The 24,191-nt window shown below is 58.0% G+C and carries 18 protein-coding genes and 1 tRNA gene; 9 read left to right on the top strand and 10 right to left on the bottom strand.

What is annotated here, in order from left to right; genetic code table 11:
* The first annotated feature begins 193 nt into the window (after window positions 1-193).
* Window positions 194-586, top strand: coding sequence for a hypothetical protein (locus E8L03_RS10990; RefSeq protein WP_171267369.1), 393 nt, complete (start codon window positions 194-196; stop codon window positions 584-586).
* Window positions 587-628: 42 nt separating this feature from the next.
* On the opposite strand, the gene E8L03_RS10985 is transcribed toward E8L03_RS10990, so the two are convergent.
* Complete coding sequence (locus E8L03_RS10985) at window positions 629-1,234, bottom strand: hypothetical protein (protein WP_171267368.1); 606 nt, start codon at window positions 1,232-1,234, stop codon at window positions 629-631.
* A gap of 51 nt (window positions 1,235-1,285) precedes the next feature.
* Window positions 1,286-2,776, bottom strand: coding sequence for a sensor domain-containing diguanylate cyclase (locus E8L03_RS10980; protein WP_144305307.1), 1,491 nt, complete (start codon window positions 2,774-2,776; stop codon window positions 1,286-1,288).
* A 445-nt stretch (window positions 2,777-3,221) separates the two neighbouring features.
* Here E8L03_RS10980 and E8L03_RS10975 point away from each other — a divergent pair, with 445 nt between their 5' ends.
* The 3 genes from E8L03_RS10975 (at window position 3,222) to E8L03_RS10965 (ending at window position 6,062) form a co-directional block, all read left to right on the top strand.
* Complete coding sequence (locus tag E8L03_RS10975; protein WP_171267367.1) at window positions 3,222-4,538, top strand: ferredoxin reductase family protein; 1,317 nt, start codon at window positions 3,222-3,224, stop codon at window positions 4,536-4,538.
* Between the two features lie 163 nt (window positions 4,539-4,701).
* Entirely contained in the window at window positions 4,702-5,190 is a 489-nt protein-coding gene (locus tag E8L03_RS10970; RefSeq protein WP_167512442.1) for a cytochrome P460 family protein, read from the top strand.
* A 98-nt stretch (window positions 5,191-5,288) separates the two neighbouring features.
* Window positions 5,289-6,062, top strand: coding sequence for a TraR/DksA family transcriptional regulator (locus E8L03_RS10965; RefSeq protein WP_171267366.1), 774 nt, complete (start codon window positions 5,289-5,291; stop codon window positions 6,060-6,062).
* Window positions 6,063-6,401: 339 nt separating this feature from the next.
* Here E8L03_RS10965 and E8L03_RS10960 read toward each other — a convergent pair whose 3' ends face one another.
* Together E8L03_RS10960 and E8L03_RS10955 are read right to left on the bottom strand one after the other, a co-directional pair.
* Window positions 6,402-9,038: a DEAD/DEAH box helicase gene (locus E8L03_RS10960; protein ID WP_171267365.1), complete on the bottom strand. Its 2,637-nt coding sequence runs from the start codon at window positions 9,036-9,038 to the stop codon at window positions 6,402-6,404.
* Window positions 9,039-9,041: 3 nt separating this feature from the next.
* Entirely contained in the window at window positions 9,042-10,655 is a 1,614-nt protein-coding gene (locus tag E8L03_RS10955; protein WP_171267364.1) for a site-specific DNA-methyltransferase, read from the bottom strand.
* Window positions 10,656-11,147: 492 nt separating this feature from the next.
* Between E8L03_RS10955 and E8L03_RS10950 the strand changes: the two genes are divergently transcribed.
* Entirely contained in the window at window positions 11,148-12,350 is a 1,203-nt protein-coding gene (locus E8L03_RS10950) for a Fic family protein (protein ID WP_244963513.1), read from the top strand.
* A gap of 604 nt (window positions 12,351-12,954) precedes the next feature.
* Here the strand turns inward: E8L03_RS10950 and E8L03_RS10945 are convergent.
* From E8L03_RS10945 to E8L03_RS10920, 6 genes are all read right to left on the bottom strand, one after another.
* Complete coding sequence (locus tag E8L03_RS10945; protein ID WP_171267363.1) at window positions 12,955-13,260, bottom strand: hypothetical protein; 306 nt, start codon at window positions 13,258-13,260, stop codon at window positions 12,955-12,957.
* Complete coding sequence (locus E8L03_RS10940; RefSeq protein ID WP_171267362.1) at window positions 13,257-15,911, bottom strand: DUF3987 domain-containing protein; 2,655 nt, start codon at window positions 15,909-15,911, stop codon at window positions 13,257-13,259. Before E8L03_RS10940 ends, E8L03_RS10945 begins: the two co-directional genes overlap by 4 nt.
* 13 nt (window positions 15,912-15,924) lie before the next feature.
* The gene (locus E8L03_RS10935) at window positions 15,925-16,131 is read right to left on the bottom strand and encodes a helix-turn-helix transcriptional regulator (RefSeq protein ID WP_171267361.1); all 207 of its coding nucleotides are present in this window, start codon (window positions 16,129-16,131) and stop codon (window positions 15,925-15,927) included.
* A gap of 135 nt (window positions 16,132-16,266) precedes the next feature.
* Entirely contained in the window at window positions 16,267-17,148 is an 882-nt protein-coding gene (locus tag E8L03_RS10930) for a hypothetical protein (protein ID WP_171267360.1), read from the bottom strand.
* A complete protein-coding gene (locus E8L03_RS10925; RefSeq protein WP_171267359.1) occupies window positions 17,079-18,290 on the bottom strand; it encodes a tyrosine-type recombinase/integrase in 1,212 nt (403 codons plus the stop codon). The genes E8L03_RS10930 and E8L03_RS10925 overlap by 70 nt, the downstream gene beginning before the upstream one ends.
* Window positions 18,291-18,467: 177 nt before the next feature.
* Window positions 18,468-18,544: transfer RNA gene (locus E8L03_RS10920), tRNA-Arg, on the bottom strand.
* A 310-nt stretch (window positions 18,545-18,854) separates the two neighbouring features.
* On the opposite strand from E8L03_RS10920, the gene E8L03_RS10915 reads away from it, so the two are divergent.
* From E8L03_RS10915 to E8L03_RS10900, 4 genes are all read left to right on the top strand, one after another.
* Complete coding sequence (locus E8L03_RS10915) at window positions 18,855-20,240, top strand: bifunctional folylpolyglutamate synthase/dihydrofolate synthase (RefSeq protein ID WP_171267358.1); 1,386 nt, start codon at window positions 18,855-18,857, stop codon at window positions 20,238-20,240.
* Window positions 20,237-21,649, top strand: a complete 1,413-nt coding sequence (selA, locus tag E8L03_RS10910; protein WP_171267357.1) for an L-seryl-tRNA(Sec) selenium transferase — start codon at window positions 20,237-20,239, stop codon at window positions 21,647-21,649. The genes E8L03_RS10915 and selA overlap by 4 nt, the downstream gene beginning before the upstream one ends.
* Before the next feature lie 207 nt (window positions 21,650-21,856).
* Complete coding sequence (locus E8L03_RS10905) at window positions 21,857-22,732, top strand: phosphate/phosphite/phosphonate ABC transporter substrate-binding protein (protein WP_216367894.1); 876 nt, start codon at window positions 21,857-21,859, stop codon at window positions 22,730-22,732.
* 32 nt (window positions 22,733-22,764) lie between these two features.
* The gene (locus E8L03_RS10900) at window positions 22,765-24,189 is read left to right on the top strand and encodes an aminopeptidase (protein WP_171267355.1); all 1,425 of its coding nucleotides are present in this window, start codon (window positions 22,765-22,767) and stop codon (window positions 24,187-24,189) included.
* The last annotated feature ends 2 nt before the right edge of the window (window positions 24,190-24,191 follow it).

Below are 24,191 nucleotides of genomic sequence, written 5' to 3'. Positions count from 1 at the left end.
GGGATAAGCAAGGAGAATGCCAGGAAGAAAATACCGCCCCGGAGTGAAGGCCGGCGCGTTCTTGTCGGCAGGAATCCTGGACGCGCAGGACCGAGGGGCCGCCGTATCGACATTCAAGGGGAACACGCTACAATCGGTCATGGCCTCGCGCGTTCCCCGAACATCACATATCCTTCTCTGCCTGCTGGTTCTTATGGCTGTACCGACACACGGCGTTGTGTTGGCCGCGGAGGCGGTCGGCGACTCACCCTGTCTGCGCATGGCCAGGGAGCGCATGGACGGCCTTGCCGGGAAACGGGCCGACCGGGTGGCGTGGTACGCCGCGTCGAGCTGCGCCAGATCACGCGCCGTGCTGGCCGGGAGCCAAGGCGCTTCGCCTGAGCTGCGGGAGCAGATTTGCCGGCGCGAGGTGTTGGCCGGTTCCTTTACCAAGACCTGCGTCTACTTCAGGGACGTGCTTTGCCCGGAGGTGTACGAGCCGTGCGCGGACTGGGTGCGGGAGCAGTATGCACGCTGCGTGGCCGGAGACCTGGAGTGGTTCCAACCGGTTGGGCAGACAGGTGAGGGCGACACCTCGCAGCAGTGAGCCCCGACCGGACGCGCCATGGGCGAGGCAGCGCCGGCCGCCTCAGGGCAGGATGTGCGTGAGGATGTCTCCCGTGCGCCAGCCATGCGCCAAGGCTATGCATCCCACAATGAACAGGGCTGTGCCGACGAGTGTGAGAAGCACGGCGATGAGCTTCTCTACGAGCATGTTGAAGACATTGACGGCGCGGCTGGCGGCATTGCCATCCGGCGCGTCCAATGTGGAGAGGGCTGCGCCGGCGACGGTGCCAGCCTGGGCCGAGGCCAGCCACACCCCGCCCACTGCCGCAATCGAGCCCGGATGGCTCCCGATCCACGCGGTAAGCGCCTCCGAAAATCCGAACATCCAGGCCCCCAGGGCGGCAAGCGCCACGCAGCAGAGCAGGGCGGCTGAGAAACCGCGCGACACGGCCTGAAAGCCGTACACGTAGACGTGGGTTCCGTAGTTGCTGGTGCGGACGTTGTCGCGGCGTTCCAGAATGGACTCGACGGAGAAACAGAGGCCGGCCACGCACAAGGCGAACAACGACACGACAAGCACACCGTCGCTTTGTTGCCGGGTGAACAGGGCCAGCCCCAGCAGGCCGCACACGGCGGCCAGGATACCGAGCCTGGAAAGAAGCGTGGGCAGTTGGGTGAACTGTTGCATCCGGCGCTCCTCTGGCCTGCGCCTGCACCCGACAGGCCCGGGTCCAGCCGGCTAGCCCCGTATCGGGCTGTGGATGCGCACGGAATCGCCGCCGTGGGTCTTGCCGGCGTACAGGGCTTTGTCCGCGCGCTGCACCAGGTGGTCCAGGTTCTCGCCCTTGATGAGCTGGGCCACGCCGCAGCAGATGGTGACGGCCCGTCTGGGGTCGTCCGGTTGGGCGTCTGCCCCGGCGAAATCCATCTCCTTGATGGCGCGGCGGATGCGCTCCGCCACCATGACCGCATCCTGGGATGTGCCCTCGGCCAGCACGATGAACTCGTCGCCACCCCAGCGGCCCAGCATGTCCGTGGGCCGGATGTTCGACGAAATCTTCTCCACAACCTGCTCCAGTACTTGGTCGCCTACCTTGTGGCCAAGCTCGTCGTTCACGGGCTTGAAGGAGTCGAGGTCCATAAGAATGACGCTGCACGGCCTGTTGTAGCGTTCCAGGGCGTACGCGGACTTGCTGAACTCCTTCTCGAAGCCGCGGCGGTTCGACGCGCCGGTGAGCTCGTCGGTCAGCGCCAGGGACTCCACCCGCAGCTGGTAGCTGTTTATCATATAGATAGTGAGCAGAATGATGACGATGGACGCGGCAACGCCGATTACTATGGTGCGCATGAAGTTCATCCGCGCGATCTGCATGGCCGACGCCTCGTCCTGCTCCACGAACAGCAGCCATTCCAGCTCTGGAATGTAGCGGACGGTGAGCAAGATGTTCTTGCCGTCGCGTTTGAACTGGAAGTTGCGCGGCTCGTTCCGTGTTTTCAGGATGTCGTCGGCGATGGCGGCCATGTCCGAATGGTGGATATCCAGCTGTTCTATCAGCTTTTTCTGCAGATGGACCTGCACCATGCCGTTGGGGGCCACCAGATAGATGGAGCGGTGGTACTTGTGCTGGTACTCGGCGATGAGGTTGCGGATCTCGTCGATCTTGAGGCCCACGCCGGTCACGCCCAGCAGACGTCCATCCTTGTCCGAGACGCGGAAGTTGAGAAACACCGTGAGGATGTTGTCCGAGGCTTCGTCGGTGTCCACGTCGAGGTCGTGCTCTTTTCCGGACGCGATGAAGTCGTAGTACCACTGGTCGTGGGCGTTATCCGGTTTGATGTACTTATGAACGCCCATGTAGTGATAGTAGGTCAGCGTTTTCGCGGACACGAAGAACGTGGAAAAGTAGCCGAACTTGTTACGAATCTGGCGAAGATAGTTGGTGATCTGGGAGAGATCTTTTTCGCCTTCTTTGGTCCAGTCCTTGAGAAAGCTGTCGTTGGCCATGCTGGAGGCCACCATGATGGGCCGCATCAGCTCGGAGGTGATGTCCGAGTATATGTTGTCGCGGGTCAGCGGCAGGTCGTTCTGAATGATCTCCTGACGGATGGATGAACGGGTGATGGAGTAGTTCAGTGCGCTGATGCCCAGGAACGAGAACAGAAGCACCAGGGTGATGATGATAAGAAATGCATTGCGGTGTGAAACGAGCCAGGAAAACGGGAAGCGCACAGTGCCACTCCATAGAAAGGGTGAAAGACGGATTAGGGTACGTTCTGTACCACCAAAAAAAGTGAGCGAGAAGTACCGAAAAAAGGCTCGGAATTCCGGGGGGAAACTGAACCAATCGGGAATGGAATCAAATACGGTGCAAATAGTGCTGAATGTTCCACCCGGAGCAGGAACGGCGCGGCAGGTGCGCACCGCGAGGGCGACGTCACTACCCGAGCGAAATTACGATGGCGCAGGCGTCGCCCCGGAGAACACCAGCCCACCGCCCGAAAGATGCACCCCGTGGAGGCGTGGAAGAACCGGCCGGAATACCCGAACGGCATGCTCCGGCAGGCATGGAAATGGCAGCGTCTGCGCCCGTGCCGTGCCTGATAACCCCCTGCTTTCTGCCCTTCATCATGGCATGCGGCGGGCGCTATTTTTATAAGGAAGTATGGAGATTTCAATGAGAAATAGTGTGCTGCCGGTCATTGCCTACGCCGCGCTCGCCCTTGTCCCGCTTGCCGTGGTCACGGTGTTTGGATCTCTGGGCGGCTATGCCGACTACATCTACGAGCTTGGCCGGTCCTTCGCGCTCATCGTCTTCGCCGTGCTCTTGCTCCAGCCTGTCCTTGCCGGCCGGTTCCGGGAGATAACAGAGCCGTACGGCCTGGATATGGTTGTGAATTTCCACAAGTATATGGGCGTGACGGCTCTCTGTCTGATCATCGCCCACCCCCTGCTCCTGGCCTTGGGCGGGCGCGGGCTCAAGCTGCTCACGTCCCTCAGCGTGCCGTGGGAGATCTGGCTGGGCAAGGCAGCGCTCCTGCTGCTCCTGATCCAGGCCGGGGCCTCGCTCTTCCGCAAGCGTCTTGGCCTCGATTTCGAGCGCTGGCGACGCCTGCACGACATCCTGGCTCCCACGATCCTGGTGCTCGCCGCGGTGCACAGCTACTTCATCGGCGGCGACCTCAAGTATGTGCCGGGCATGCGCGAGCTGTGGGTGGTGGCGCTGCTGGGCTCGGCCGGGGTGTTCGTTTACCACCGGTTCATCAGGCCCAAAAGGCTGCCGCGCTACACTGTGCGCTCCGTGGAGCCGGCGGCGCAGAATGTCTGGACCGTGACTCTGGCGCCGCCGGATGGTCGCTCGCCCCGCTACGAACCGGGCCAGTTCCATTTTCTTACCTTCCGCAGCGACCACGTTCCCGAAGAGGAGCACCACTTCACCATCTCCTCCAGCCCCACGGAGGCGGCGATCATCGCCTCCACCATCAAGGAGTCCGGGGACTTCACCCGCCATGTGGGCTCCATCGCCCCCGGCGATACCGCCCGCGTGCATGGGCCCTTCGGCAGGTACTCCTACGTGTTTGAGGACGCGGAGGTTCCCCTGGTGTTCATAGCCGGCGGCATCGGTATCACGCCGCTGCGCGCCATGCTCCGCCATATGGCCGATACAGGCGCGGACCGCCGGGTGGCGTTGCTCTACGCCTGCAAGACCGAGGCGGACATCGTGTTCCGCGCGGAGCTGGACGCCCTGGTCGAGGGCGACAGGCCGCGGCTGGACGTGACCTACGTGCTGAGCAGGCCGGACGAGGGCTGGAGCGGCTCCCGCGGACACATAGACACGGCGCTTATCCGCGAGTGTTGCGCCGGCATGCTGGATGAGGCGGTGTTTTTCGTCTGCGGTCCGGAGGGCATGGCCAAGGCAGTGCTCGGTTCGCTGACCGAGCTCGGCGTGCCCATGAGCCGCATCCGCCGCGAAGAGTTTCTGCTGCTGGATTGAGAAGGAAGACGCCATGAGAAAGAAACGCATGCAACGGGCCTGGGCCATTGTCGTCGCAGTGCTGGTGGTCTGCGCCGTGGTGATGACGTGGCTGCGCATAGCGTAGGCCAGAGCTTTCGGGGTCATAACGAACCAATATTGCAAGAGTATGAAAGGAGTGACAATGCGTACGTTTTATTCCGCACTCGCCGCCATCGTGTTCGGCCTGGTGTTCTGGCTGGGCCCGGCTGGGCTGGACGCATCCGACATGCCACCGGCGGATGGGCCCGCTCTTTACAACTATCTGACCAAGCAGGACCCCTACGAACAGTGGGAGCTGTGGCCGGGAACGCACGCCATGCAGGAAGGCTCCCGCGCCCATGGCGAGTTCGTGAACATCTACGTGAACAAGCTGGCCCTGGAGTCCATCCAGGCCGGGCAGATGCCAGTCCAGGAAGGCTCCATCGTGCTCAAAGAGAACTTCGACCCGTCCAAAACCCTGACGGCGGTGACCCTGATGTACAAAAAGGCGGGCTTTGATCCGGACAACGGTGACTGGTTCTACCTGTCCTACGCGCCGGATGGAACTATCCAGGCCGAGGGCAAGGTAGGCGACTGCATGGACTGTCACGCTCGGGTTGCGAACAAGGACTGGCTGTTCAGCTGGAAGTAACCTCCCGGCTTCACGCCACTGCGGCAGGCCTCCTCCTGGCGAGGAGGCCGTCTTTTTGCCGCATAGGCCGATGAACCGGGAAAGGGAGACGACATACGATGACTTTGAACGCAAGTGATTTGAAAGAGTTGCAGGATGATCTGGAAGAGCGGCGCACCATGCTCCTGAACCAGAGGCAGACGCTGGCGGAACGCCGGCAGGAACTCCACGTCGAGCAGGCCGAGCCCGAGGAGATGGCCCGCAACGAAGACGAACGCCGCGCCCTTTCTTCCATGCAGGACCGCATGGACGACGAGTTCGTGCTGGTGGACGAAGCCCTGCAGCGCATTGCCAACGGCAGCTATGGACATTGCCTGGACTGCGGCAAAGAGATTTCCCAGGATCGCCTGCGCGCCAAGCCCTGGGCGCAGTACTGCCGCAGGCATGTCGAAGCACACGAGGGGGAGCCCGGAACCGAGGCCGAGGAAGGCGAAGGCGTGACCCTTCCGGACGAGTTCGTCGGGCTGGACGACGCGGCCATAGCTCTGCGGGTGGTGGATGCGCTTAACTACGACGGACGCGTGTCCATGGACTCATTGGACGTGGAGTTCACCGGCGGCCGTCTCCGGCTCAGCGGCATGCTGCCCGGCCACGATGCGCACGAGGCCCTGCGCAACGTGGTGCGCGAGGAGCTCGGGTTCGAGGACTATGTGGACGACACCCGCGTGGAACGTCCGCTCAATCCGCCGAGAAGAACGAACCGTACAATCCCGGAGCGCGAGACCGAGGAGGAAGAGCTGTTCCAGGGTGAGGAGATAGAGACCGATCCGGACGCGGCCGACGAAGAGGGCGAGGTCCTCGACCCGTCGGATACGTTCCACTCCGAGGAGTGAGCAGGGCAGACGCCATCTATCTGGGTGGCGTCAGCGCATGTGCTGTCTTTGTGGAAAGAGAATTGGCGCGCCAGGGATGCGCCGAATTATGAGTCTATCCCACGGAAATAGATGGCATAGTATTTCTGTTATGTTGGATTGTACTCACAAAAGTACTCACAATTTTTTCTGCTCGGTATCGGACGTCATCGGACTAAGTAGCCCTGATTGTCTCCGGCATAGTAGGTCAACGTTTTGTGTTTCGAGGACCATGAAATATAACTCCATGAAGGTTTGACATCCATCTCCATGGGGTTATTTCCCAAAACAGGGAGACAGCTCGAATATGAACTTGGTTTTTCAACTCAACTTCGCTTGAATCTGAGCGAAAATATCTCGCCCCGCTTCATCTTCATTCACCCCAAGCAGGAAAAGGCATCGTCCGCCGCTCTTGGCTTCCCAGAGCTTGCCGATGTTGTCCTTTTCGCGAGTGTCGGCAGTGTCCTGGATATGCCTGCCTTTGTACTCCACCGCTAAGAGCCGTCCGTCTTCAAGCTCGGCAACAAAGTCCGGATAGAAAAAATCTGTTGAGGTCGGCAGCCTGAAAGAAAACTCTTTGCCCCAAGGCAGGTTCCGGACCCAATGCTTGACCTCTTTTGCGGCGTCGATGGCTTGGGCACAGTGGAATTCCTCAGAGCCGTCCTTCAGGTCCCGGATACGATCATTCCCGTAATAATGCTTCTTGAATCTGTATGCCCCTCGATAGGACTCGCCAGCAGAAGGATAGGGGCTATTCCTGAAATCAAAGCTGAATGAAAAGCTCGTTTCGACCGTTGCCCCACCCTCAAGCAAGGTGGCCTGAAATCCCCTCGCGTATGCCTGTTGCCGATACCGGCGAATCTTCTCGAAGAGAGCTTTTGCAAGAAGGAACTTCGCCCGGACCAGCGCAAGAATATCAAAGTCGCCTGAGTTTAGTAGAGAAGCCACGCAACGGCGTATGAATTCGAGCATGACTTCCTGGCGGAACTCGGCTCCCTCGCCCATTTTGTGAAGCTCTTTGTCCAGCCAACGCACAAGGCGCGGTTCGTCCCACCTGTCGCTCAGGTAGCCGCGTTGATAAATCGGTGTTTCATCCGCAAGCGAATACTCGACCTTGTTGCCCTTGATATCGAATTCAAACGTCCTGGATTCTTCGTTGTAAACGAACTCATTGCCTTCGAATTGGGCAGGATAGTCGAGCAAATCCCAGCCGTGCAGTTCCAAACACAAATCCGGGCTTGCTAGCTCCAGATCGCCTTCGACCATGACGCCCAAAAGCGGCACGGCGAATCCCACCCCTTGTTCATACGGGGGCAGTTCCCGTTGAAACTTGTAACGATGGATTTCGATGGTTCTGCGGGTCTTTGGTTGCTCCGATTCGGGAAACGCGCTTACGAGTTCTTCAACCTGGTCTTGGGAGATATCCCCGGCAATTCGTATTTGATACTTGCCATCAACTTCTTGGATGTGGAGCCGATCCCCGTCAAAACTGTTCACCCTGCTCAGGTCGGGCATTGCTTCCGCTTCAAGCACCAAGGCCGGCGGCTCCTGCAAGACCCTTCCAAGAGGGGTGTCTTCAAAACCCTCAAAGGTTCCTTGCATCGGATAGATGTTGTCGAGCGCTTCTTCGTCTTCAAAGCCCATGTTGATGAGCTTGTCATGCATTTCCTGAGCAGCTTCGGCAAATCCGGGTGAAATGACATGGGCATACGCCTTGTTCAATTCCTCGATCTGCCGTCTCTTGGCGTAGGGCATGCGCATGACCCGGCCAAGCAACTGTTCGATGTCCACGGCGGAGCGGACACGCTGCGCTGAACAGAAGACATACGCAAAAGGACAATCCCAACCTTCTTTTAGGGCCTGGATGGTGATGACGTATTTGATCGGACAACGCTTGTCGTACAGGTTGATGCCGTCCAACTCGCGTTGGTTGCCTGTGGCGATAGCGATTGAGGATTCTGCGACATTCTCATTTTCCATGAGGTGCGCTTTAATGACTTCGACGGTTGCTTCACCGTCTTTGGGCTCCGCCTGTATCAGGGCAATGGGCCGGATATAGTTGGCATCTCCTGTGGCGAGTGCTTCCAGCTCCCGGCGCTCAGTCACCGCCCTGTTCACGGCGTTGCGCCAGTTCTCATGCTCGGTCAGCATGAAGGGCAGCTTGACCATTTCTTCCGCTTTCAACTCGGTAGGCGTCACTCGGTACAATACATTGCCCGTAATGGGCGTAGCCGTGAACTCGATAACGCAGGATGGGTTGATGCGTTCAACAGTCTCTGCGGAAAGGGAGGTGGTGGCTTTGTGCGCCTCATCCATGATGATGAGCGGGCGATGATAGTGCAGAATATTGGCGAAGGAAAACTTTATGGTGCCGTCTTCCGCTTTCTCCAGTCCTGGCATACCCGAAGGAATTTTGGCGAAATGTGGCTCGAAGTTTTCGTTGTGGGCGTAGATTCGCCTCTCTTCAGTCTTTTTAACACGAAGAGTCTGGAGTGTTCCGACGATGACGCTTACTTTGTCTTCCAGGTCCTTGGGTCTGATCTGCGTTACTTCATCAATATCGAAGACAGAGACGCGACCATCAAAAGCATTGTCTATCGCTTCACGGTAGGGGTGGTCATTCTGCTTGAGCGCTTCGATAGTCTGTTCGCGAATCGTGTTCGTGGGGACCAGCCACAGCACCACCGGGTATTCCTGCTCAAGATATGCCCTGGCAGCGACCTCGATAGAATGCGAGGCAAGTACGGTCTTGCCGCCACCCGTGGGCAAACGCAGACACACATACGGCACGCCGTCCATGCCACGCCGAATAAGGTAGCTCTGTTGTCCCGTGTCTGTTGGATGGGCCGCTATGAATTCTTCAAACGCCTTTTTCGGATCGCCGGAAAGGCGGGCGTTTTCTAAGTACGTCTCCAGGGCCTTCAATGCTTCGTGCTGGTACGTCTTGAGCTGGAACATGGGCTACCGGGCCTTGATGTCGTATGGAATATGCTTGAACGTAATGCGCTCTTTCTTGAGCCGTGCTTCGCCAAACCGGCAGCCTTCGCCGTAGATGACTTTCGGGCCATCGTGTTCCGGCAAGTTCTTCAAAATGGGCGTGGTCAGCACGTTGCCGCCGTCAATTGTCTTGTCTCCGAGGATGCCATTGAACAGTAGGTAATAGGCTACGCCGTCATGGATGCCCAGAAGCGGAGAATCCGGCGTGCCAGTGTAAGGGCTTCTGACCTCGCAGAACCAGATATGAGCAGCCAGGGCAGGGAAACGGATTGCGGGATTGATTCGCCCGGCTTCGTCAAAGACCGGCTCGCCCAAGCGGTAGAAGCGGAACGATCCCCCGCCTTGCCAGTTGACGGCCTTCGAAATACCCCCCTGTTCGCCTTCAATTACACGTTGCAAACGAGGAATGCATAAACTCGCAGCATGTTCACCGTTTTCAATACCAATGTACTTTCGATTCATTTTGTGGGCAACAGCAGCAGTCGTTCCAGAACCAAGAAACGAATCTAGAACTACTTCTCCTGGCTCAGTAAAAAGACTTAAGACTCTCTGTATTAAGGATTCAGGCTTTTTCCCTTTGGGAAACTTGACTCCGCCTTCATTGTGCAAATTGTTTGATAGTAGATCGTCCCATAAGTTTGTTAATGGTTCTCCTGACACTAATTCCCCATCAATCTCTTTTAATTTGCTTTTATAAAAAAGCCATCTTTTCCCATCCTTAAGGTAAATGTCCGAATAACCTTCACGGGATTGGAGGAAAAGTGTTTCAGGATGCTGTTTTGATAAATCTATTATATTGCGTGTCCCTTGACCGACGCTGTTATAAGCTGGAGAAACAGACTGAACAACGCGATGTGCATTTTTCATAACAAAATTGTTTGTTACTTCTTCATAGTTATCACCAAGCTCTTTTTTTAAGTTAGATTTTTTGATGCCAAGCTCTTTCGCTAAAGCCTGAGAAAGGGGAATTAGCTTCCAATCCTTATAGTTAGCATCATAGTTTTCTATGTAGGATGAATAGCGCTTGTCTCTATCCCTTTTGGTGTAAACCTTGTTAGGAACCCAGGAGCTTAATTTGTCCTTGGCATATATAAGTAGATAGTTGGTTACAGTCACGACCCCAGGGTTGATGGATTTATGGCCGACGGCAGCTCCCTGCCTAAAAGTACAAAGGTTGATTCTGTTTACTCTGCCAAATATTTCGTCTAATATAATAGTACAATATGCTAATTCTTCATCATCTAGGTGGACTACTAATGTTCCAGACACGGAGAGTAAGTCCCTGATTAGCTCAAATCTTGCGTACATCATTCCTAGCCAAATTGAGTGCTCTATGTTGTCGTCATAGTGTTCAAATGCCTGGCCAGTATTAAATGGGGGGTCAACATATACGCACTTCACCTTACCTGCATAAAAGGGCAAGAGCGCTTTCAAGCCGTCCAGGTTATCCCCCTGGATCAACATGTTCTCGGTATGCGGATCATCGCCGTATGTCTCGACCGCCTCAAGTAGCCGGTAGGGCGCTTGGGCGGAAGCAGCCAGGTCCTTTTCGCGTGTCAACCAATGGAGCGTGGGCATGTATCAATCAAGCCTTGCGGCGGTTAGGGGTGTGCAGTCGGCAGTCTGGACAGGTCAGGCACGAAGCAGCCCAGGGATTAGCCGTGCCGAATTCAGCAAGGGAATCCAAGCATGAAATATTGGGGCAAACCGCCACAGATTGATAGATGACGCGATGATTCAGGTCAATGGAGAGGGCGCGGCGGGTAATCTCATGCTTTGAACGCCAACCACGGCGAGGTCGATATGCTACAGCGGGAATATCTTTCTGGTGGCACTTTGGGGTAGAAGGGCGCTTACGAGTTGGCAAGGCATCTGTTCTTTCCTGCTTAATGCGTGGCAGGAGCCGGGGAACGAGAGCAGGTAATCGAAAAATTAGTCGTATTCATGCTTAGCGTGTTGCCACTCGCGAAATCATACGCCATTCTGCTCTAAAGGGTTTGATTTGCCAGAGGGCTCAAAACATTATGCGATGTTCATTTGTCGTATGGCATGAACCAAAGCAAGTTCTTCATGAAGACTCATTCTTCTGGGGATTGCCAGGAAAATCTAAATATTGCGCTGGACTCAACTGGAGAAGCAGCACTGATGACAATGCCACCAGTTTATTATCATCTTGGCGAATTCCCTCCAAAAGAAATTGATTGGCGCAGGCTTACACCTCTGATTGGGCCTGCCAATGCAAGCTTAGCCCGCTATGATGGGTTGTTGTCTGCAATTCCCAATGCCCATATATTGCTCTCTCCTCTCACTACCCAGGAAGCGGTACTCTCTTCTAAGATTGAGGGAACACATGTTACAATTGGAGAAGTTCTAGAGATTGAAGCAGGTAGGCAGTCAGAATCTATAACCCAGCCGCGTCGTGATGACGCTGAGGAGGTGTTGAACTACCGCAAGGCCATGATGGCTTGTACGCATGAATTGAGAGAACGACCTCTTTCACAACAGATTTTAAGGGCAGCTCACCATATACTTATGCAAGGAGTGAGGGGGAGAGATAAATCTCCTGGAAATTATAGAACTGACCAAAATTGGATTGGTCCCAAAGGCTGCTCAATTGAAGAAGCCAGCTTTATTCCTGTTGCTCCTGAACACCTTCAGTCCAGCATGGATGAGTGGGAGCGTTATTTGAGCAGTACTGATGAGCTGGATATTCTGGTTCAGTTAGCTATTCTTCATGTGGAGTTTGAGGCGATTCATCCATTTAAAGATGGAAATGGCCGTTTGGGGCGGATGCTGATTCCGTTGTTCCTTTATCAACGTAAGCTTCTCGCGAGCCCTGATTTTTATATGAGTGCCTATCTGGAGGCAAACCGCGAAGATTATCAAGAAAAACTCAGAGCAGTCTCTCGGGAAAACGACTGGACGGAGTGGTGCATTTTTTTCCTGCGTGGAATTCGTGAACAAGCCGGTGAGAACGAACGAAAAGCCCGTGAAGTCCTCGCTCTCTATGAACGTGTAAAGCACCAGGTAGTCGATCTAACACACTCCCAGCATTCTATTCGGGCTGTGGATTTCATATTTGATAGCCCCATTTTTTCAACGACATCATTCATTCAAAGCTCAGGTATTCCAAAGCCGACGGCCAACCGTATTTTGACCCTTCTTCGAGGTGAAAACATTCTGCTTCAGATTCAAGCAGGGAGCGGGCGGCGTCCGGCTATCTATGCCTTTCGAGACCTACTGAACGTTGCGGAAGGGCATAATGTCTTCTGAGTCTCACCCGTAAGACATAACGGCACTTTTGTCTCACGTTCTAATCTATTTGAGACAAAAGTGTTTTGGTGGGTATTTGGTGAGACAAAAACTTCCTGCCTGCTTCAAGCCGGCCAAAGGTATTCCACTTCTTGCCCGCTACCGCGTTTTGCCGAGTGACTCGCGAAAAGGCATGGCGGTTACGGTATCTAGCGCGGCTAAGATATTTCCCAATAATTTTAGTATGTTCGCTGTGTTGTGACCGGACGCAGAGCGCTCTCAGAATTACAGTTAATACACACCGAAAAGGCTCAAAGCGCGTAATTACCCCCCCCACCCCTCATTTTGGCAGAGCGAAAAATTGAGAGTGGCACCGGTTTTTGAAGGAAGAGCCCTAGACTTTTGATACCCCCCAGGGGAGAGGGGCATGTCAAAGTTCACAGCTCTTGCCCCAAGGACCGGTTGCAAAGTCTCGTGTGCAGTTTCTCGAAAAAACAGGGGTGGTTTTTCGAGGTCTGTTTTGTCTCGCATTGTCCCGGTTCGCGAACAATATTTCACGTCGAATCAGCTATGTAGGACGCGGTCTTCTCGCGCGTATATGCTCAAAAATACGGAAAGTGTCCCGCTATGTTCCGGTTTGCAGCCGGGCCGGCCATGCTCGGCACGTATCAACCTTCCCGCACCTCTCCGTACACCAGGAGCGATAGAGCCAAGCGCCGCCGTAGTCCGGACAGGGGGCTAGGTGGGGATACTCACGCATGAGGGCGTTTTCCTGGAGTTCTTCCACCAGGGCGTGCTTGTTCGCCTTGGCAAGGACAAGCACGGCTTCGGCCTCAGACTTCTTCACCCTGTCCAAGCCGGTAAGGCGTAACCGCCCACCTTTGAGGTGGACGGCAACGCCGTGTTTGTGGAGGTCATCCACGAGGCTCATATCTCCACCTCTGCGGGGCCATCCCAAAGTGCTGCGTCCTCCGTTTCCATAAGGCGGCTCAAGACATCATGCTTGTGTTCTAAATCGCGTGGAGAAACGTCCGACACGTCCGATATGTCCGTATCCCTTGCGCCATGGGTGTTTTTGGTCTGGACGTCTTCATGCTCACATGTCCGAAACGTCCGGGGGCCGTCTTTGGGCTGGACATGTTGGACGTCCGTTAATCCACATGTCCCGGTTGAGGTGCCGCGCTGTTGCTGGCTCTGGGACATGTGGGACGTTTCGGACGTCTGCTTAGGGAGTAATCCTTCAAGGCGCTCGATGTCGTCCGGGGTGAGAACCACACCACGGCCTTTCTTGTCGGGTAGATGCTGCGAGTGAAGCCCTAGCTTTGAGTACGCCTTGCCCACTGCACGCGGGTCTACTTGGTAGCGTTTGTCCATGCCGTCATTCACCGCCTCAGTGATTCGAGCCGTAGGCAGCATTCCGCCGGCCACTTCAGCCTTGAGCGTGATGATTGCAGCGGCAACTCGCTTATCTAAAGGCGAGGCAGTTGTTACACCTTGTGATTGTCGAATAATCGCCCATACGCTGGCCAACTCGCCCTTGAACCATTCCGCCAAGGTAAGAGCCCGATTCATTGTGTCGAGTTGCACAGGCTCCAATTCGTTGCCATCTTCGGCAGCAGCCCATAGGCAGTGGAGGTTGAGAGCCAATCGAAGGGCCTGCCCTCTGAGCTTTGGCAATGCCTCCTTGTGGTCAGCATCGCTAAGCCATTGTTCATAGGCGAGCTTGTCATGCCAAGCAATGAAGGCTTTTTTTGCATCGCCAGCCACGCCAATAATTCGGGCTTTCTCGCTTGGCTCGTCTGTCATTTCATAGGACAACAGCCGCTCGGTAATCTGGTCTATGGTTTGGCGGTGGATGTCTTCAAAGCCTTCTTCCGTCCATAGCGGCGGTGCATCCTGTTCAGCGCGGACAAAGAGAATGCGCGGCAGGAAGCCGGAAACGGCGTCCAGGTCGGTGAAGATATGCGGCAACACACCGTCCTGAATCCCACCAAACAAGCTCACCGTGGCTTGTGGTATGTAGATCGTCTGCTTGTTTGTCTTTCTGGTGAGCTTCCAGGAGCTTGAATCGTATGCGGATAGCAGCCGGGTCATTGTGCCGCCTTTGTCGCCAGTACCGTACTTGTCGAAGTCCTTGAGCATTCCGGCCAACTCATCACGATACCACAACACGCCACGGCTACCGCTCATCAGAAGGGCATCGGCAACGGCCTCGATGGTCGCATCATCAACATACAGGTGTTTGCGCTGCGGTTCTTCAGGGGGTTGACCGCGTTCTTTCTTTGGGGCTTGGTCATACGCCGTCTTATCGGCCCAATATTGCGCCATGGCTTCATCGTATTCGGCCTGTAGCCGCTTTTCCACCCGGTGGATGGATCGGAAGAAGGCATTGACGCATGGCGATTTGCCCATGCCGGAGCGAGCCACAAGAGCCATGAACAGGTTTGCGTACTCGCACCAGCTTTGCTTGATGAGAATTCCCCGTGTGCGACCAATACAGGCCGCAGATAGCATAAGCATTGCCGCACTCGGGATGCTTGAGGGTACACCAAAGGCGCGTTCAGCTTGTTCGATGACGGCGCGAATCGCAGGCGGGAATACTTCAACAGGGAAAGGGGCAGGCGGGGGGACTATACGCTTGTGTTGGTAGCCCTGGTCATCTGTTTTGTCGTCTACTCCAACGGTTGGACTTGGCTTGTAAGGCGTTCCACCTGCCGGCGCAGTTCGTGGTTCGCGCATCCCACATTCAAAAGGCGAGTCTCCGCCGGGGCGGGTGAACTTGTTCCGTACTTCGCGTTCAGAGAGTCCACACCGGAGCCCGGCGCGGGTGAGTTCGTCTTCTGCCTCCTGTTGGTCTATTTCGTTTCCGGCCACAAGCTGCCCGATGCGGAATGCGGCAGTGTTCAACACGTTATCGCGTTCACCTTCCACGGCGCGAGCCACCTTGCCCGCTTCGGCTTCGAGCGCCTGCTTGCCGTATGGCGTGGTCTCGTCCGTTGCGCTCGAATCCATGACCACGATTCCGTGCTTGCTGCGTGGCGGGTCAATAATGTCGAGCAACCAAGCCGGAGCGCTAGCGGGTCCTCCTTGAGAGAGCCATTCGTACCGGCCACCGGAGGGATGTCCGGAAGGTGGAAGGATGACGTATCCGCCATCCCCTCGCACATCGATTCCGGCAGGAAGGTTGCCCCGCGAATTGCGGATTGGTCGTGATGCATCCCAGGCGAAGAAGAGTTGCCGGCCACCGCCGCCGGTACGCTGTTCGAGTCCGGTTTGTAAGGGGGCGTTCTCTTTTTCGAGCCATGCCAGGGCGGCTAGGCCATCCGCCTTGTGGCCGTTGCCGAGTGCATCCACATCCAAGACCCAGCACCCCATGACCTCGCCGGTTGGAGCACCTATCAAGGCATTCGGCCACCGCTGCCACCATGTGCGGATCGTATCCGGGTCCGTTGTCGCACCCTTGAAGCCGTTAGATGTGAATGGCCTCTTGTTCTGCGGATTGGCCGGAAATACCGGCCAATCCTTGGAAGCATATGTGAGGGTGGCACGCATCAAGCCATTTCCGATGCGTTCCTTCTGCATTGCCGCCTGCATACTATTTCACTTCAGCGCCGTTTTGGGTGAGCGCTAGCAAATCCTCACCGCGCCATGCCGTGGTACGTGAGCCAAGCTTGACCGGCTTGGGGAAGCGTCCGTCCTTGACGCCGGCCCACCATGAGCTCTTGCTGATTCCCAGGCCATCGAGCACTGCCGGCAGTCTGTAGAGCTTCCCCGCCACAAAGAATGTTTCAAAAGCCGTCATCTCTATTCCTCCATCGCCGCCTCCGTGGGCGGGTAGAAATATGAAAGGCCGCGCACGGACAACAGCGTCCGAACACGGCCATTCAGTAACTTTGGAGGAAAAATTATTCTAAGTGACAAAGAGTTACATCAACTGTCACTTGGAAACATCAGGCCATCTAGGGGGGAGCATTCCTGTGTGACCATGTTTTTTCTGAGCTCGGGCTATCCGCTGGTATATGGCATCGTAAGACGGTATCTCGTATTTATTCATAAGGAATGAAAGGCTCTCCTGTCTTACGTCATGTTCAGATGTTGTTTCATAAGCAAAGCAGTACATCTCATGTTCTAGGAGCAGCAAGAGGTCGCTTGGAGATTTAATGCCATGAAGTCCTAATGCTTTAGTAACATCTCTTGACGCTTTACTTTTATTTTTTTCTTCTAGGTATGCCCTCGCAGCAGAAAGTAATAATTCTTCAATATTTTTCCCTGAAATATTCTGTTGATAAGATTCAATTTTGCTCTCTGGGCAATCGTTTAATGTAAGTGAATTTTTATTATCTTCATCCACATATCGCCCGTATGTTGGAATGAAAGTTGGTCGATGTTTTAAGTGCAATGTAATCTTTATGTGCTCTGCAATTGCGAGGGAGGCTAGTCTGAATAAATCTTTGCAATAGGGTGGTTCCTTGAAGGAAATAGAGTCGATATGCTTTAAACGTGGTTGTATGGAATCGAAAGCTGTCTGATCTCGTGGCCCGGATATCCAGGTTTTGGCAGTTTCCAAGTCAGCTTCAAGTACATGCCAACCCTCTGTTGGTTTCTTGCCAGGTAGCCAGGATTCAAGCTCCCAGCTCCACGCGGCAACTTCCGGATTATCATCCTGTGAAAGTCCTTTGATGTTGTGCGTGGAATCTTCGATGCCAAAAAAGAATCTCAAAAAACATCCTCCAATAAACGCGTTTTTTACTACCCGCTCTTTGAGCGGAGGGGCGTCACCCTCGCGCCAGCTTTCAGGCCATCCAGATAATCCGCCCATGACTGCATCATGCGCCGGCGCTCGGGTAGGTGCTCGGCATAGTTGTATGCCGCCTTGACCGAATTGCCTTCAATGTGGGCAAGTTGACGCTCGACCACATCCGATGGCCAGCCCTGTTCGTGTAGGATCGTACTTGCCATGGAGCGGAAGCCGTGGCCGGTCATCTCGGACTTGTCGAAGCCCATACGACGCAAGGCGGCATTGATAGTGTTCTCGCTGATGGGGCGTGATGTCGTGCGTAAGGATGGGAACAGGTATTTGCCTTCGCCGGTCAGGTGATGGAGTTCTTGCAGGATATCGAGTGCCTGGCGGGAGAGCGGCACGATATGGGGCCGGCGCTTTTTCATCTTCTCTGCCGGTATGCGCCACTCGGCAGCGTCAAAGTCGATCTCCAACCATTCCGCATGGCGAAGCTCACCGGGCCGGGCGAAAACGAGAGGGGCAAGGCGCAGTGCGCACTTGGTGACGAGTTGGCCTGAATAGCCGTCAATCGAACGGAGTAAGGGGGCTACATTTCGTGGGTCCGTGATGCTGGCGAAATGCGTCACGTCGGGTGGGGTGAGCGCCCCTTTCAGGTCGGTTGCTGAATTGCGGGTGCAATATCCACTGGCAACGCCATACCCAAGAATGGAGCCGGCAAGCTGGTGGGCGCGCTTGGCAGACTCATGGATGCCGCGCGACTCCATCTTGCGCAGAGCGGTCAGGAGTTCCGGCGGCTCGATATCCGCAATGGGAGTATCGCCGATCTCAGGGTAGAGGTACCGAGTGAGTATGCCGCTATTGCGCTCTATGGTGAGCGCCGTCCATTTCTGTGATTTCTTGGCAACCCACTCTTCGCCCACATCCTTGAAGGTTCGGGCTTGGCGCTCGCGTTCCTTCTTCTCGGCTTTTCGCTCTTGGGATGGGTCTATGCCATCGCTCAGGAGTTCTCGCGCCTCATCGCACTTTTTGCGGGCTTTGGCGAGCGAGACAAGGGGATACTCGCCAAGACTGAGCATGTTTGCCTTGCCCTGGAAGCGATAGCGGTATCGCCAGTGCTTGGAGCCTGACGGCTTTATCTCAAGGCAGAGGCCATGCGAATCGGCTAGGCGGTAAACCTTGGCCTTGGGTTTGGCGTTCTTTGCGGCGGCGTCCGTGAGCAAGGCGTGCCTCCGTGTGTGAGTATGGATTGCTGCGCATGGGGAGCGTACTCACAGCCGTACTCACAAAGAGGGAGTATGTCAAAGGGCGAGGCTGGACATGACAGGACGAATGATGACGCTTAACATGCTGTATTTCCGTCTGTTTTGTCCGTAGTGGGGTGTGGCTGGATGGGGCTTTGGCGCGCCAGGGAGGATTCGAACCCCCGGCCGGCGGCTTAGAAGGCCGCTGCTCTATCCTACTGAGCTACTGGCGCGCGCGGAGGGAAAGATTGCCTACAGGAGCAAGCCTCCTGCGGTCAAGTCCCCGATCTATAGTAGGGTGGTTCCTCAACGCTGACAATGGTTAGTTGCCCGTGATGCGGCCACACGCCGCGGCGCGTCCGGCGGGGTCCTGAGGCGGGCAGCGTCCCGGCGGCCGCAAGGTCCGGCCCCATAGTATAAGGTTGGGCATCTTCCGCCGCGCTGGCCTGTTCACGGCCCGGAGTGTGATCGTTGCTTGACTTCACCGGCACGGCAGCGCATCCAGAAGGGCAGTCCTTATAAACCAGCAGCGCATAGCCTCCCATGCCCGACCATTCTCCAAAGTTCGCCTTAACCGGCGAGTTCGACGACTACCTCGACAGCCTCGGCCTCTTTCATATGGACCTCACCCTCGGCCGGATCGAGTCGTGTCTGTCGCGGCTTGGCCTCGCCGAGCTTCCATACCCGGCCGTGCAGGTTGTGGGCACAAACGGCAAGGGCACCACGTCCGCGCTCATCGCCCGCATCGCCGCGGCGCACGGGCTACGAGCCGGGCTCTACACATCACCGCACTTCCTCCATCCACGCGAGCGCATCCGCATTTTCGAGCCCGGTTTGCCGGATGAGCATGGCGACGATTCCCTACTGACGCCGAATCAGCAACAAAGCGATTGCATTTCCGCGAAGGTCTGGCTGGACGCGGCCAACGCCGTGTACCGCGAGCAAGAGGACGCGCCGCTCACCTACTTCGAGTACCTCACGGCCATGGCCGTGCTGATTTTCCGCGAGGCCGGGGTGGACCTCGCCGTGTTCGAGGCCGGGCTGGGCGGCCGGAACGACGCCACCACGGCGCTGCGTTGCCCCATGGTCTGTTTCGCGCGTATTGGCCTCGACCACACCCAGATTCTCGGCGATTCGCTGGAGGCGGTGGCGGCGGACAAGACCGCGGCAATGCCGGAGCGGGGCACGGCCCTGACCATCCGGCAGGACGAGGCGGCGCGGTTTATCCTGGATCGCGAGGCCATACGCAAGCGCGCGCGGCTCCTGGAGGTTCGCTCGCCGGAGGGCATGGCTCCCGTGCACGTACCCGGTGCGCCGGGCGACGCCGTCTATCCGGAGGACGCGCTCAAGGCGCTGCCCCCAATGCTCCGCGAGAACGGCCGGCTGGCAATCGCGGCGTGGGCGCATCTTGCCTCGGTTCACGGCTGGGGGTTCGAGCCCGAAGTCGTGCGCAAGGCCGTGGGCCGCCACGTGCTGCCGGGCCGGTTCCAGCACGTGTTCGACCAGGGCGACTGGCTGCTGCTGGACGCCGCGCACAACCCCCAGGCCATGCAGGCGTTGTCCCGGAGCATGCGCGAGCGTGAGATATCGCCCCGCGCCATGGTGTTCGCCTGTCTGGCGGACAAGGACCTCCGGACAATGGCCGCGGAGCTGGCCTCGGTCACGCGCGGGCCAGTCCACGTGCCGGAGCTGCCGGGCGTGAGCCGGGCCATGCCGGCCAGGGAAATTTGCAACGTGCTCCAGGTCGCCGGTATCCACGCTGTGGCGCACGAGGACACGGCAGCCGCCCTGGCCGCGGCCTGCGCAGAACCCGGCTCCAGGGAAGACGCCAGCCGTCCCGTGCTCGTCTGCGGCTCCTTGTATTTGCTGGCGGCCTTCTTTACACTGCGCCCAAATCTATTGGGATCCGTGCATTGCGGGGAATCATGAGCGAGAAAACGAACTTATACAGGTTGTTGCCGTCCGTGGACGGCGTTCTGGAGCGCCTTTTCGAGGAACCGGACCTGGCGGCGCGGCCCCGGCCGTTGCTCAAGGACCTGGTCACCGAGGCGCTGGACCATGTGCGCGCCGCCATCCGCGCCGGCGAAGTGGAGCAGGGCGACCTGGACGAGGCTGCGCTTCTGTCTAAAATAATAGACACGGTGCGCCGGCGTTCCCGACCCCATTTCCGGCGTGTTGTCAACGCCACTGGCGTGGTCATCCACACCAATCTCGGCCGTTCCCTGCTGGCGGACGAGGCCGTGCAGGCCGTGACCGAGGCGTGCGCCCGCTACTCCAACCTGGAGTTCGATCTGCACACGGGCAAGCGCGGCAGCCGCTACAGCCACGTGGAAGAGATCCTGCGCCGCGTTACAGGCGCGGAGGCCGGCCTGGTGGTCAACAACAACGCCGCCGCCGTGCTGCTGGTGCTGGATACGCTGTGCAAGGGCGGCGAGGTGGTCGTCTCCCGCGGCGAGCTAGTGGAGATCGGCGGCAGCTTCCGCATTCCGGAGGTCATGGAGAAATCCGGCGCATTACTGCGCGAGGTCGGGGCCACCAACCGCACCCACCTGCGCGATTACGAGAACGCCATCACCGACGAGACCGTGGCGCTGCTCAAGGTCCACGCCTCCAACTACCGTATCATCGGCTTCACCAAGGAGGTCTCCATCCCAGAGCTCCAGGAGATCGCCAGGCCGCGCGGCCTGCCGGTCATCGAGGATCTGGGCAGCGGCAACCTCTTCGATTTCGCACCTTTCGCCTTTGGCTACGAGCCCACTGCGCAGGAGAAGGTGGCGCAAGGCGCGGACGTCATCACCTTCAGCGGCGACAAGGTGCTGGGCGGTCCGCAGGCCGGCATCATCGTGGGCCGGGCGGAGTACATCGAGCGCATCAAGCGCAACCCGTTGAACCGCGCGCTGCGCATTGACAAGATGACCCTGGCTGCCTTGGAGGCTACGCTGCAGCTCTATATGGACCCGGAGCTGGCGCGCAAAAAGGTGCCGACCATCGCCATGATGACCGTGCCGCCCGAGGAGCTGCGGAAAAAGGCGGACCGGCTGGCGCGTCGTCTGCGGCGCGAAGTTGGCGAGAGCGCGGCCATATCCCTGGCGCCGGGCGCTTCCCGCGTGGGGGGCGGCTCCTTCCCGGAGCGTGACCTGGAGACTACGCTGGTCCGCGTGGAGCCGGCAGGGGGCCTCAGCCTGGAAGCCCTGCGCGACAGGCTGCTGGCAGGGGACCCGCCGCTGGTGGGCCGTATAGAGGATGAGGCGTTCTGCCTTGATCCGCGGACCCTGGCCGAGGACGAGCTTTCCCTGGCGGCCGGTCTGGTGGCAGCCGCGTTCAGCGGCGCGGCGTAGCAGGCTGTTCCAAAACCACGCTGGCTGCGTTGCGCCGAGGCTTTCGAAGAGCCAGCCGTACACAGTATTTTGCCAGGGGCGGAACAGATAGCGCCGCGTCCGGCTCCTTGCGGCTGGTCGCGTCTCGACTCGCGCTGCCTTCTTTGATAGGAATCCGCCGATCGTCATACGCCTGTTTTCGACGCAACCATTACCCTGATGAAGCTCATGCTCCGACGCATTCTTTTTTTCGTCTTTGTATTGATTCTGTGCACAGCCGGTATGGCCCGCGCCGACCTCCGCTTCGGCGTGCTGGCGCCGCGCGATTCGCTGGACGCCGTGGAGGTCTGGCGGCCTCTGGCGCAGAGCCTCTCCAAATCCGTCGGCCAGCGCGTCTCCGTGGTGGCGCTTGGCCTGCGCAATGTGGACACGGCCGCCCAGAACGAGCGCGTGGACATCGCCCTGGTCAATGCCCCGCACGCCGTTTCCCTGATGGACCGCCAGGGCTACGTACCGCTGGCATCGCGGCTGAACGCCACGGGCGGCAGCTACGGCGGAGTCATCGTGGCATCGGCCTCCAGCGGCATCCGCACCTCAAACGATCTGCGCGGCAAGCGCGTGGCCGCCCTTGGGGCGGAGTCGGCCGGCGCGTTCATCTTCCAGGTGCGGCATCTCATGGACCGCGGTATTGATCCGCGCATGGATTTCGCCGAGTTCAAGCGCTGCTCCGGCCAGGCGGCCTGCGTCATGGCCGTGAAAAATGGGGAGGCGGACGCGTGCTTCGTGCGTACCGGCGTTCTGGAAGCGCTGGCCCAGCAGGGGGCGATTTCCCTGGATGATTTTGTTATAGTGGATGCGCGTTGCGAACCCGGGTTCCCGCTGGCGCACTCCACGGATCTGTACCCGGAATGGTATCTGCTGGTGTCCAATAATGTGGACACTTCGACGCGGGAACGCTTGCGTGACGCGGCGTTTTCCATAACACAGGATGATCCGGCAGCCGCGCCGTCCAGGACCCGTGGGTTCGAGACGCCGCGCGATATCGAGCCGGTGCGTAGCGCGCTGCAAAGCGTCTTTGCCGCCGGATTTGCCGATCTGCCCTGATATTGCGCACAACAAACTGTAAGGATTACGATATGTCCGATACGCCTCTGTTTTCTTCCACCAAAAGCTGCTGGGAGACCTACACTTCCGACGAGCACCGCGCGGCCATGGACGACACTGCCGTGCGCTACCTGGATTTCCTGACCCGCTGCAAGACCGAGCGCGAGGTGGTGGCCTACGTGAGCGAGAAGGCCGCGGCTGCCGGCTTTTCCGACGATCCGGCGTCCGGCAAGTACATGCGCGTGTTCCACGACAAGACCATCCTGCTGGCGCGGCGCGGCTCCAAGGACCCGAGCCACGGCTTTCGCCTGGTGGGCGCGCATGGGGACTGCCCGCGCATCGATCTCAAGCAGCACCCGCTGTACGAAGAGGTGGGCGTGGGCCTGGCCAAGACCCACTACTACGGCGGCGTCCGCAAGTATCAGTGGCTTTCGCGGCCGCTGGCCATCCACGGCGTTATCGTGAAGACCGATGGCGAGGTGGTGCGCGTCGTTCTGGGCGAGGCCGACGACGAGCCGTGCTTCTGCATTGCCGACCTCCTGCCCCACCTGGCGCAGAAGCAGTCCGAGCAGAAGCTCTCCGAGGCCTTCGACGCGGAAAAGCTTTCGGTCATTATGGGTCACGAACCCCTGCCCAAGCCGGCAGATGGTGAGGAAAAGAAGAGCGATACGCCCGAGGACAAGGACGCCAAGAGCCGCGAAGCTAACCCGGTGAAGGCGCACATCCTGGAGATTCTGCGCGACAAGTACGGCATTGCCGAAGAGGACCTGTACTCCGCGGAGCTGCAGGCCGTGCCGGCCGGGCCGGCGCGTTTCGTAGGCCTGGACCGCGCTCTGCTGGGCGGCTACGGCCACGATGACCGCATCAACGTATTCGCCGGGCTGGAGGCCATGCTCTCCCTGGAGGACGAGCCGGAGCACTGCCAGATCGCCATCTTCTGGGATAAGGAGGAGATCGGCTCCGACGGCTCCACCGGCGCGAAATCGCGTTTCATGGAGTACTGTGTGCAGGACCTCATCGACGCCTGGAGCCCTGGCGCATCCTTTGGCCGCGTGATGGAGAACACCAAGGCCATCTCCGCCGACACCCACGCCGCCATCGACCCGGACTACCAGGAGCTGCACGAGAAGCTGAACGCCGCGCTCATCGGCCACGGCCCCACGTTCTGCAAGTTCACCGGCCACCGCGGCAAGTACATGGCCAACGACGCCCACCCCGAGTATGTGGCCTGGCTGCGCAGGATCGTCAACGAGGCCGGCATCCCCTGGCAGATGGCCGAGCTGGGCAAGGTGGATCAGGGCGGTGGCGGCACCGTGGCCAAGCACCTGGCCGAGTACGGCATGGACATCATCGACATGGGCCCGCCCGTGCTCTCCATGCACGGGCCCTTCGAGCTGGCGAGCAAGGCCGATCTGTACGCAACGGTGCTTGTTCTCAAGACCTTCTTTGCGAGCTGAGC

This window comes from Oceanidesulfovibrio marinus, assembly GCF_013085545.1.
GTDB classification, from domain to species: Bacteria; Desulfobacterota; Desulfovibrionia; order Desulfovibrionales; family Desulfovibrionaceae; genus Oceanidesulfovibrio; species Oceanidesulfovibrio marinus.
Note: the sequence above shows the minus strand (reverse complement) of the source record. Positions and strands in the feature narration are given on the sequence as shown.

Coding starts and splice junctions, on each gene's coding strand:
- E8L03_RS10975 (WP_171267367.1), top strand. CDS start 3,222: ATGAGAAATAGTGTGCTGCCGGTCATTGCCTACGCCGCGCTCGCCCTT.
- selA (WP_171267357.1), top strand. CDS start 20,237: ATGAGCGAGAAAACGAACTTATACAGGTTGTTGCCGTCCGTGGACGGC.
- E8L03_RS10915 (WP_171267358.1), top strand. CDS start 18,855: ATGCCCGACCATTCTCCAAAGTTCGCCTTAACCGGCGAGTTCGACGAC.
- E8L03_RS10950 (WP_244963513.1), top strand. CDS start 11,148: ATGAAGACTCATTCTTCTGGGGATTGCCAGGAAAATCTAAATATTGCG.
- E8L03_RS10960 (WP_171267365.1), bottom strand. CDS start 9,038: ATGTTCCAGCTCAAGACGTACCAGCACGAAGCATTGAAGGCCCTGGAG.
- E8L03_RS10930 (WP_171267360.1), bottom strand. CDS start 17,148: ATGGGCGGATTATCTGGATGGCCTGAAAGCTGGCGCGAGGGTGACGCC.
- E8L03_RS10905 (WP_216367894.1), top strand. CDS start 21,857: ATGCTCCGACGCATTCTTTTTTTCGTCTTTGTATTGATTCTGTGCACA.
- E8L03_RS10955 (WP_171267364.1), bottom strand. CDS start 10,655: ATGCCCACGCTCCATTGGTTGACACGCGAAAAGGACCTGGCTGCTTCC.
- E8L03_RS10970 (WP_167512442.1), top strand. CDS start 4,702: ATGCGTACGTTTTATTCCGCACTCGCCGCCATCGTGTTCGGCCTGGTG.
- E8L03_RS10935 (WP_171267361.1), bottom strand. CDS start 16,131: ATGACGGCTTTTGAAACATTCTTTGTGGCGGGGAAGCTCTACAGACTG.
- E8L03_RS10990 (WP_171267369.1), top strand. CDS start 194: ATGGCTGTACCGACACACGGCGTTGTGTTGGCCGCGGAGGCGGTCGGC.
- E8L03_RS10945 (WP_171267363.1), bottom strand. CDS start 13,260: ATGAGCCTCGTGGATGACCTCCACAAACACGGCGTTGCCGTCCACCTC.
- E8L03_RS10965 (WP_171267366.1), top strand. CDS start 5,289: ATGACTTTGAACGCAAGTGATTTGAAAGAGTTGCAGGATGATCTGGAA.
- E8L03_RS10940 (WP_171267362.1), bottom strand. CDS start 15,911: ATGCAGAAGGAACGCATCGGAAATGGCTTGATGCGTGCCACCCTCACA.
- E8L03_RS10900 (WP_171267355.1), top strand. CDS start 22,765: ATGTCCGATACGCCTCTGTTTTCTTCCACCAAAAGCTGCTGGGAGACC.
- E8L03_RS10985 (WP_171267368.1), bottom strand. CDS start 1,234: ATGCAACAGTTCACCCAACTGCCCACGCTTCTTTCCAGGCTCGGTATC.